Below are 8,336 nucleotides of genomic sequence, written 5' to 3'. Positions count from 1 at the left end.
AGACGCGAGGGTTCCCCGACGAACAGATACAGCGACCATCCATCTCCAACTAATCCCCTCCATCGACAAATGCCAAACCATACGACGGAAAACGCGATTCACGATTCGCCGACGACCGACCTCGACGACCCGACGTTCCACCTCGACGTCTTGGACGACCTCGTGTACCCGGCCGACTGCGACGGGTCGGTGCCGCTGGCGAGCGACCCGGACGACCGCTATCCCTACGCCTATCCGCGGGACATCGCCTGCATCACGAAGGCGTGGCTCGGCGCTGTCGAGGCTGATATCCGCCCCGACCGGTGCAAACAGCACATCCTCGACGCCGCTCGGTTCTTCCTCGATGCACAGGAAGAGGGCGGGCAGTGGCGACAGCGCTACGCGCTCGACGGCACCGACCGCGGAATTTACCGACAGGAGGACAACGTGGGACACGGCTTGCGAGTTCTCGCGCACGCCGTGTTCGCCCTCGATGCGACCGACGCACTGGCGACGGTCGGTGCCTCCTTCGGAGAGGGCGTCATCGACGCGGCCGCCCGCGCGGTCTCGCACGTCCGCGACGACCTCTTCGACCCGAACGCCCACCTCGTGGAGAGCACGACGAGCATCCACGAGGGCCGCATCGAGTCCGGCTACACCCTCTGGGTCAACTGCGTGTTCGTGTCCGCCCTCCGCGACATCGAACGGGCGCTTTCCATCCTCCCCGAGGAGTCCGCGGCCGTCGAGGACGACATCCACCGCTTCCGCTCGCACCTCGAAGGCGGCGTGAAACGCGCGTTCACGAGTCCGGCACAGGTGCCGCGACGCTACTCGCCGGAGGGCGACCTCGACACTCGTCCAGACGTGACGCTGTTCGCTCCCTTCTACTTCGACCTCGAAGACCTGTTCGACGACGCGCTTCACGAGGCCGCGAACCGAAGCGCGACCGCGCTTGAAGACCCCGAAATCGGCGGTATCCAGCGATTCATGGGCTTCTACCGCGACTTCGACGTCCACCAGCACGGCGGAAACGGACCGTGGTTGCAGTACACCGCGTGGCACGCCCAGTATCGGTTCGCCACCGGCGACCTCGACCGCGGAAACGACGTACTGGCGACGATTGCGCGCTACGCGAACGAGGAGGGGCACATCCCCGAACACCTCACGACCAGACGGCGGTTCGAGGCGTTCATGGAGAACGAGTGGGACACGGGACTCGACTACGAGAAGGAGTTCGACGAAGACGTCTTGCGCGACGTCTCGTTTGACTTCATCGCCGAGGAACTGGGTCACATGCGGGAGGCCTACCGCGATTTGGAAGTCCAGACGAAGGACCGCGACGTGGTTCGGTTCGCCATGCCGCTCGCGTGGTGCCACGCGGAGTATCTGACCGCACTCTTGACACGGGACGCGGCCGAAGCGTGACCATGAACGGGGCGGACCACCGATGACCCACGACCGAACCGACCGACCGTCACCACGAACCGTCGCGCTCGACTGCCTGCACGCGGGTATCGACGCCGCACGGCCGCGGCACGTCGTTCGTCGAGCGCTCTCCCGAGACGGGACGACGCTCACCGTCGCCGACGAGACGTTCGACCTCGACAACTTCTCGCGCGTCGTCGTCCTCGGCGGGGGGAACGCCGCCGGGGAGATGGCGGCCAGCCTCGAAGCCGTCCTCGGCGAGCGCCTGACCGACGGCATCGTGGTGACGGACACGCCCGCCGAGACGACCCGAATCGACGTTCGTCCCGGCGATCATCCCCTTCCGAGCGAACGCAACCGGGACGCGACCGGTGATATCCTCGCCGCTGCCCGCGACGCCGACACGGAGACGCTGGTGCTCGCGCCGATTTCGGGCGGCGGCAGCGCGCTTCTCTCCGCCCCCGCCGATGGCATTTCGCTCGACTCGTTTCGGACGGTCACGGACGGCCTGCTCCGCTCCGGTGCCGATATCCACGACATCAACACCGTCCGCCGCGCGCTGTCGAGCGTGAAGGACGGCGGTCTCGCCCGTGCCGCCGCTCCCGCCCGCGTCGTGGGACTGGTCGTCAGCGACGTCATCGGCGACGACCCGTCGGTCGTCGCCAGCGGGCCGACGTATCCGAGTCGGGCGACGCCCACGGACGCGAAGCGGGTCCTCGAAGAGAACCTCGATAGCGTTCCCGCGGACATCGAAACGGCGCTGCGCGAGCGGGAATCGACTCCAACCGGGAACGACGACCCCGACGCGTTCGCGCACGTGACCAACCGCGTCATCGCGGATAACTGGACGGCGCTCGACGCGGCGGCGGACCGGGCGCGGGACCTGGGCTACACCCCGCTCGTCCTCTCGTCCCGCGTCGGTGGCGAGGCGGCCGAGGTCGGCAGAACTCACGCCGCAATCGGCGTCGAGTGTGCCGCGACGGGGAATCCGCTCGACCCGCCCGCCGTCCTCCTCTCGGGCGGCGAAACGACCGTCACCGTCGATGGCGACGGGACCGGCGGGCCGAATCAGGAGTTCGCCCTCGCCGCGACGCGCGAACTCGACCGTCCCGGCATCGTCGTCGCCAGTATCGACACCGACGGCTTGGACGGGAGCACGGATGCCGCGGGTGCAATCGCGGACCACGAGACGATTCCGCCCGAGTCCCGCGACGACGCACGCGCCGCGTTGCGAAACCACGACGTGTATCCGTTCCTCGCCGCTCACGATGCGCTGGTCGAAACCGGCGAGACGGGAACCAACGTCAACGACTTGCGCGCCGTCGTCGTCGGGTCGGTAGACGAGAAGGGAACAGGAACGACGGACGACGCCGAACCATGAACCACAGGTACGGACTCAATCAGGCCGGATTTCCGTCGACGGACATCGAAACGACGTGCGAAGTCCTTGCCACCGCCGGATACCACGGCGTCGAACCGAACTATCGAGCCGACGGACTGCTGACGACGCGGGACGGCCGCGAGCGAACTCGGCGGGCCGCCGTCGAGCACGGCCTCGACGTCCCGGCCGTTTCGACCACGCTCCATTGGGAGTATCCCTTGTCGAGCGCCGACGAGGGAACCCGAAAACGCGGTATCGATATCGCGCGGGAGATGGTGGACGCTGCGGTGACGCTCGACGCCGAGGAGATACTCATCGTCCGGCGGTCATCTCCCCCGGCGCGGACTACGACGCCGACTACGACCGCGCGGTCGAATCGGTCCGCGAAATCGCGGGCTACGCGGCGGACGCCGACGTCGGCGTTGCGGTCGAGAACGTCCAGAACGATTTCCTGTACTCGCCGCGCGAGTTCGTCGAATTCCTCGAAGCCGTCGAGGACGCCGGACGGGTTTCGGCCTACTTCGACGTGGGCAACGGCTTCCGGTGGGGGCTTCCCGACCGCTGGATTCGCGGTCTCGCCGACTGGATTTCGAAGGTCCACATCAAGGATTGGCTGACGGACGCCCACCGACCGACGTACCCGCTGCAAGGGGACATCGACTGGGAAAGCGTCGTCGCCGCGCTTTCGGACGTCGGTTACGACGGGTGGATCTCCGCCGAGATTCCGGCGTACAACGCCGAACCGCACCGCATGCCCCCCGACGTGCTCGACACGATGCGGTACCTGTTCGAGTAGAAAAATGACGTTTTAACTGAACACCATGACACGCACAATCGTCGTAGACCCGCTGTTCGAGGACGTATGGCCGCTCGCAGCGGACCATCTGCACCGACGCTGGACCGACGACGGCACGCCCGTCGAGTTCGTTCGACTCTCCGAAACGAGGAAAACGAGATTGAGGGAGGCCGTCTCCGCGCCCGAATCCGTCGGGAAACTCGCCTCGCTCGGCGTCCGCGCTTCCGTCGCCGACCTCCGAGAATTCACGAACTTGACGGAGGCCTTCGTGATGACCGACTCCATGTACGGCGCGGACGAGGAGATAGCCGACTACCTCCGAGACCGAGGCGTGACGGTCCACGACCACACGAACGAGGGGTTCTGGAGCGAGTCGGTGTCCGAGTTCGGAATCGGACTGACCATCGACGCGCTCCGGCAAATTCCGCAGAAACACGCCGCGATGACCGAGACGCACGACCCGTGGGACCTCGACCAACTGGACAACGAGGTGCCCGGCGCACGCGGCCACCAGTTCGCGGACGACCCGAACTTCGTGAACGGAACCATCGCCGAAAAGCGCGTCCGGGTCGCGGGAATCGGCAACATTGGAAGTCGCTACGCCGCCGCGGCGAACCACCTCGGTGCCGACGTGGCCGCTTACGACCCGTTCGCCGACGAACCGTGTTTCCACAGCACGGGTACGCGGCAGGTGTACAGCATGGAGGAACTCGTGAGCGACGCCGACATCTTCGCCCCGACGATTCCGCTCACTCCCTCGACGGAAGGCGTCGTGACCGCGGACCACATCCGCGCGCTCCCGGAAGGGGCGATACTCGTCCTCGTCACGCGGGCCGGAATCTGCGATATGGACGCCGTTCGGGAACGCGTGCTCGCGGACGAAATCGTCCTCGCCGCGGACGTGTGGGACGAGGAACCGCTCCCCCTCGACGACCCGCTCCTCGGGCGTCACAACGTCGTTCACACCCCGCACATCGCGGGCCGGACGCGGGACGCGAACGAGCGATGGGCCGAACACCTCGCCGCTCACTTCGGTTCGCCATAATAGGTTCCCCACCGAACGATGTATCGCCATCCGACCGAGGACCATCCCTTTCAGTACATCCAACGAAATCCACGACCATGACCCTGAACTATCACGACCCACGACAGCTTCGCCACGAGATTCTCCGCGTTCTAAACTTCTACTACCCCGACTGCATCGATACCCGGTACGGCGGGTACGTCGCACAGCTCGACGAACGAGACGGCTTCGTCTACGACGGCCGGACGAAACACCTCGTGGCGACCGCACGAGCGGTCCACAACTTCAGCGTGGGCGCGCTCCTCGATGGTCCCGTCTGGTGCCGGACGGCCGCCGAACACGGTCTGTCCTTCCTCTCGAACCACCAGTGGGACGCCGAGAACGGCGGCTACGATTGGATACTCCGCGGCCGGGAAACCGCGGACGACACACGCTACTGTTACGGTCACGCCTTCGTCGTCCTCGCCAGCGCGCGCGCGCTCGAAGCCGGAATTCCGGGCGCGGAAGAGGAACTCCGACGCGCCGTCGAAACCATCGACCGGCACTTCTGGGAACCTGACCACGGACTGTACGCCGACCGCGCCGACGGTGCGTGGGACGACCTCGCCCCGTATCGCGGGCTGAACGCGAACATGCACACCTGCGAGGCCATGCTCGTCGCCCACGAGGTGACCGGGGACGCGCGCTACCTCGACCGCGCTTACTCCATCGCCGAGCGTCTCGTTCGGGACCTCGCGGCCGAAACGGACGGTCGTCTCTGGGAACACTACGATTCGGACTGGACGCACGATATGGGCTACAACGAGGACCAACCGGACCACCAGTTCCGCCCGTGGGGCTACCAACCCGGTCACCATCTGGAGTGGTCGAAGCTCTTGTCGCAACTCGCCGACGTCCGCGACGAGGCGTGGCTCCGAACGTCCGCCCGCGAACTGTTCGACCACGCGACCGAGATGGGTTGGGACGACGACCACGGCGGCTTCTACTACACCGTCGAGGATGACAGGTCCCCCGTCGTCGCGGACAAGTACGGCTGGGCGATAACCGAAGGCATCGGCGCGGCGGCGCTCCTCGGTCGGGACGACGAGGCGTATCTCTCGTGGTACGACCGCCTTTGGGAGTACGCCGAGACGACCTTCGTCAACCCGAAACACGGGAACTGGTTCGAGCGCCTGTCCCGAACGAACGAGCGCGACGACCCCAACCGCGGCACCGCTGTCGAACCCGGCTATCACCCCATCAGCAACGCGTTCGTCGCGATGGACGCGTTCTGACCCGCTTCGCCTTCGTGAATCCGGGATGACGGTTCGCGGAGTTCTGCGACGACACCTCGAATCTGCGAGTGGATTTATGCGTCTCGGCGACTAGTAGATGTGTATGCGTTCCATTCGCCTTACACGTGCATTGAGTCGCGCCCGTCACGCCGCCATCGGTGCCGCCATCGGCGGCGCAATCGGCGGGTTCATCAGTCGAAACGCGGCGAGCACCGGCGGCGCCATCGGTGCGTTCGTCGGCGCGATGGTCGGAGAGACGCGGGTGACCGCTCGCTCGCGCATCGATCGAGTCAGAGAACGGGGACAGAAACGCGCCGAACGGCCGAAACCCTGACCGCGCGTCCACCGACCCAAACGATTTCTATCGGACATCCCAACCGTCTACCATGGACGACGAAGACGGGAGTTCGCTGTCGCCCGAGGAGTTCGTCGAGTATTGTGAGACGCAGGCGGGCCTCCTCTCGGGTCGCGTCGAAACGATGGCGTCCGAAGCCGACGAACTGTTGGACGACATCGACGCGGAAATAGCGGAGATACGAACGCGTCTCGACGACAGCGGCTCGGAGGGAGACGACATCGACGCCGCGGCGGTCGCGGAACTGGAGACGGACCTCGACGAAACGCGGGCGGTCGTCGAGGCCAAGCGAGCGCAGATGGTTGCCTTTCGGGAGCTGGCCGACGGGTATGTCTCCCTCGCCGAGGACCTCCGGTCGGACGTGAACGACGGCCGGGAGGCGATGGAGCGCGTCATTCGGTTCGAAGCCGACGCCGACGCGCCGGTCTACTTCGATGACCGGAAGACGGTGTACGAGGCCGCCACGGAGGGGAACTCGGACGCGGAATAGCGTCTTCCGAGCGCATGGTTCATCCGACGAAACGTGGTCGAACAGTCGTTGGAAACGTCCAATCGGTTCAGTATTTTGTCTTTGCGCCTACGGCGTCAAACCCGTCTAGATGACCGAACTCACCGACCATGCACGGACCGTCGCCGAGGCGACGAACATTCCTTTGCCGTCGAACGAGACCGTCGCTGACTCGAACTCGGCAAACACAGGGGACACGCTGGCGTCCGGCTCGTCGTGTGAGTTAGTCGGGAATGCGGATTGTAACGGAGCGGAAAACATGCGGCAAAAGATAACTCCGAGTCCTCATGGGGAGGATAGGAGTAACGGCTGTGTGGCACAGCCATCGGTACACTTGTTCGATTCAGAGCGTGGGGTGTTCGCCCCGCGAGAACAAGCCGTGTCGTAGACCGGCAAATATCCCACCTGCGGGACGGGAAGCCCCGTCGTTTACGACGGGGAGGATGTCACCGTTCGCCGACGTGTTCCCGACTCGTCGTCGGCCACAGGTGGCGAACCTCGTCGAACCCCGGTGCGCCGTCGAATATCCAGACGACCAGCGCGATTCCCGCGAGCGCGAATTGGAGGAGGACGAACGGGGTTGGATCGAAGTTGGCGAAGTGAGCGAGGAAACTCTGCTGTGTATCGTAGGTTGGCAGCGGGAGGAGGGGCCACAGCAGGAAACTCATATCCCCAAAGCTGCCCTCCAATAGCGGTTTCACGGAATCCATGGCGAGGTGGCTCAGGTAGCCGATGGCGAACGCGCCCAGCGGCAGGCGTTTATCGTATCGTCGCGCGCCGACCCAGAGGGCGGCGAGCAGGAGTCCGGCGGTGAAGACCGAGTGGGTCAACGAGCGACCGGTCGGGAGCAAGGCAAACGTCCACGCGAGCGGTTTGTCTATCAGGTCGGGAAACTGCGTGCCGACGGCGACGGTCACCGCGCCGACCGCCGACGGCGGTCGGTTCCGGTATCGACACCACAGTGAGTAGCAGAGGTAGCCGACAGCGAGGTGTCCCCAGGGCCACATACACTCTCATTTCTCGGACACGATGGTAGGTATTTCGACTTCGAGAGCAACCCACCGGATACCGAAGACCGATACTTTGGTAAGTCCGGTCTCCATGGTTAATTGTAGATGTCGACCCAACGCCGCCAACGATTTATCCATGGACAACTCGCGTGGATGCTCGCCTCCATCCTCGCACTGGCGGCGTTGGGGTCCCTCACGCTGGAACTGTTTTTTGTCCTCTCGCTCATCGGACTGCTCGTCATCGTCGAACTCACCGCACCGTTCAACGTGACGCCACGGTGGCGACGACGGCTGAAGTGGTTCATCGCGCTCGGGCTGGTCGTCTTCGGTATCATCGTCGTCCGACGAATTCTCGCGATTCTCCCGCCGGGGGTGTTCTGAGCGTGAAACGGCCGACCGACTACCCGACGCCGACGCTCGTCCTCGGGGCGCTCGTCCTCGTCGTCGTGGTCGTCCTCGTCGTCGCCTCGTCCACGTCGAGCGCTTCGTTCGGCGCGTACAACGGCGCGTGGGACGGAACGAGCAAGCTTCGCGGCATCGCGACGGATCGCGGAGCGGAGCCGCTGGTCGCCCACGACACCGCC

9 protein-coding genes and 3 pseudogenes are annotated in these 8,336 nt (G+C 65.3%); 11 read left to right on the top strand and 1 reads right to left on the bottom strand.

The features are described from left to right. The first annotated feature begins 69 nt into the window (after nucleotides 1–69). The 9 genes and pseudogenes from BG842_RS08660 to BG842_RS27370 form a co-directional block, all read left to right on the top strand. Nucleotides 70–1,404 (top strand): glucoamylase, encoded by a 1,335-nt coding sequence (locus tag BG842_RS08660; protein ID WP_069450455.1) that lies wholly within the window; start codon nucleotides 70–72, stop codon nucleotides 1,402–1,404. A gap of 22 nt (nucleotides 1,405–1,426) precedes the next feature. Next, on the top strand, nucleotides 1,427–2,785 hold the full coding sequence (locus tag BG842_RS08655) for a glycerate kinase (RefSeq protein WP_069450454.1): 1,359 nt from the start codon (nucleotides 1,427–1,429) through the stop codon (nucleotides 2,783–2,785). After that, nucleotides 2,782–3,045, top strand: a pseudogene (locus BG842_RS33030) (sugar phosphate isomerase/epimerase); the annotation flags it as partial. The gene BG842_RS08655 and the pseudogene BG842_RS33030, both read left to right, overlap by 4 nt. Continuing rightward, complete coding sequence (locus tag BG842_RS08650) at nucleotides 2,991–3,581, top strand: sugar phosphate isomerase/epimerase (protein WP_217493294.1); 591 nt, start codon at nucleotides 2,991–2,993, stop codon at nucleotides 3,579–3,581. The pseudogene BG842_RS33030 and the gene BG842_RS08650, both read left to right, overlap by 55 nt. 25 nt (nucleotides 3,582–3,606) lie before the next feature. Further along, a complete protein-coding gene (locus BG842_RS08645) occupies nucleotides 3,607–4,626 on the top strand; it encodes a D-isomer specific 2-hydroxyacid dehydrogenase family protein (protein WP_069450453.1) in 1,020 nt (339 codons plus the stop codon). Between the two features lie 77 nt (nucleotides 4,627–4,703). Then, entirely contained in the window at nucleotides 4,704–5,879 is a 1,176-nt protein-coding gene (locus BG842_RS08640; protein WP_069450452.1) for an AGE family epimerase/isomerase, read from the top strand. 103 nt (nucleotides 5,880–5,982) lie between these two features. After that, nucleotides 5,983–6,213: a glycine zipper 2TM domain-containing protein gene (locus BG842_RS08635; protein ID WP_069450451.1), complete on the top strand. Its 231-nt coding sequence runs from the start codon at nucleotides 5,983–5,985 to the stop codon at nucleotides 6,211–6,213. A 52-nt stretch (nucleotides 6,214–6,265) separates the two neighbouring features. Then, nucleotides 6,266–6,724, top strand: coding sequence for a hypothetical protein (locus BG842_RS08630; RefSeq protein ID WP_069450450.1), 459 nt, complete (start codon nucleotides 6,266–6,268; stop codon nucleotides 6,722–6,724). A 229-nt stretch (nucleotides 6,725–6,953) separates the two neighbouring features. Beyond that, a pseudogene (locus BG842_RS27370) lies at nucleotides 6,954–7,130 on the top strand (RNA-guided endonuclease TnpB family protein); the annotation flags it as partial. A 58-nt stretch (nucleotides 7,131–7,188) separates the two neighbouring features. Here BG842_RS27370 and BG842_RS08625 read toward each other — a convergent pair. Continuing rightward, nucleotides 7,189–7,749 (bottom strand): metal-dependent hydrolase, encoded by a 561-nt coding sequence (locus tag BG842_RS08625; protein ID WP_069450449.1) that lies wholly within the window; start codon nucleotides 7,747–7,749, stop codon nucleotides 7,189–7,191. Nucleotides 7,750–7,857: 108 nt separating this feature from the next. Between BG842_RS08625 and BG842_RS08620 the strand changes: the two genes are divergently transcribed. Beyond that, nucleotides 7,858–8,133, top strand: coding sequence for a hypothetical protein (locus tag BG842_RS08620; protein WP_083252476.1), 276 nt, complete (start codon nucleotides 7,858–7,860; stop codon nucleotides 8,131–8,133). A 2-nt stretch (nucleotides 8,134–8,135) separates the two neighbouring features. After that, nucleotides 8,136–8,336 (top strand): annotated as a pseudogene (locus BG842_RS08615) (DUF4350 domain-containing protein); the annotation flags it as partial.

The organism is Haladaptatus sp. W1, from assembly GCF_001723155.1.
Taxonomy (GTDB): Archaea; Halobacteriota; Halobacteria; order Halobacteriales; family Haladaptataceae; genus Haladaptatus; species Haladaptatus paucihalophilus.
Note: the sequence above shows the minus strand (reverse complement) of the source record. Positions and strands in the feature narration are given on the sequence as shown.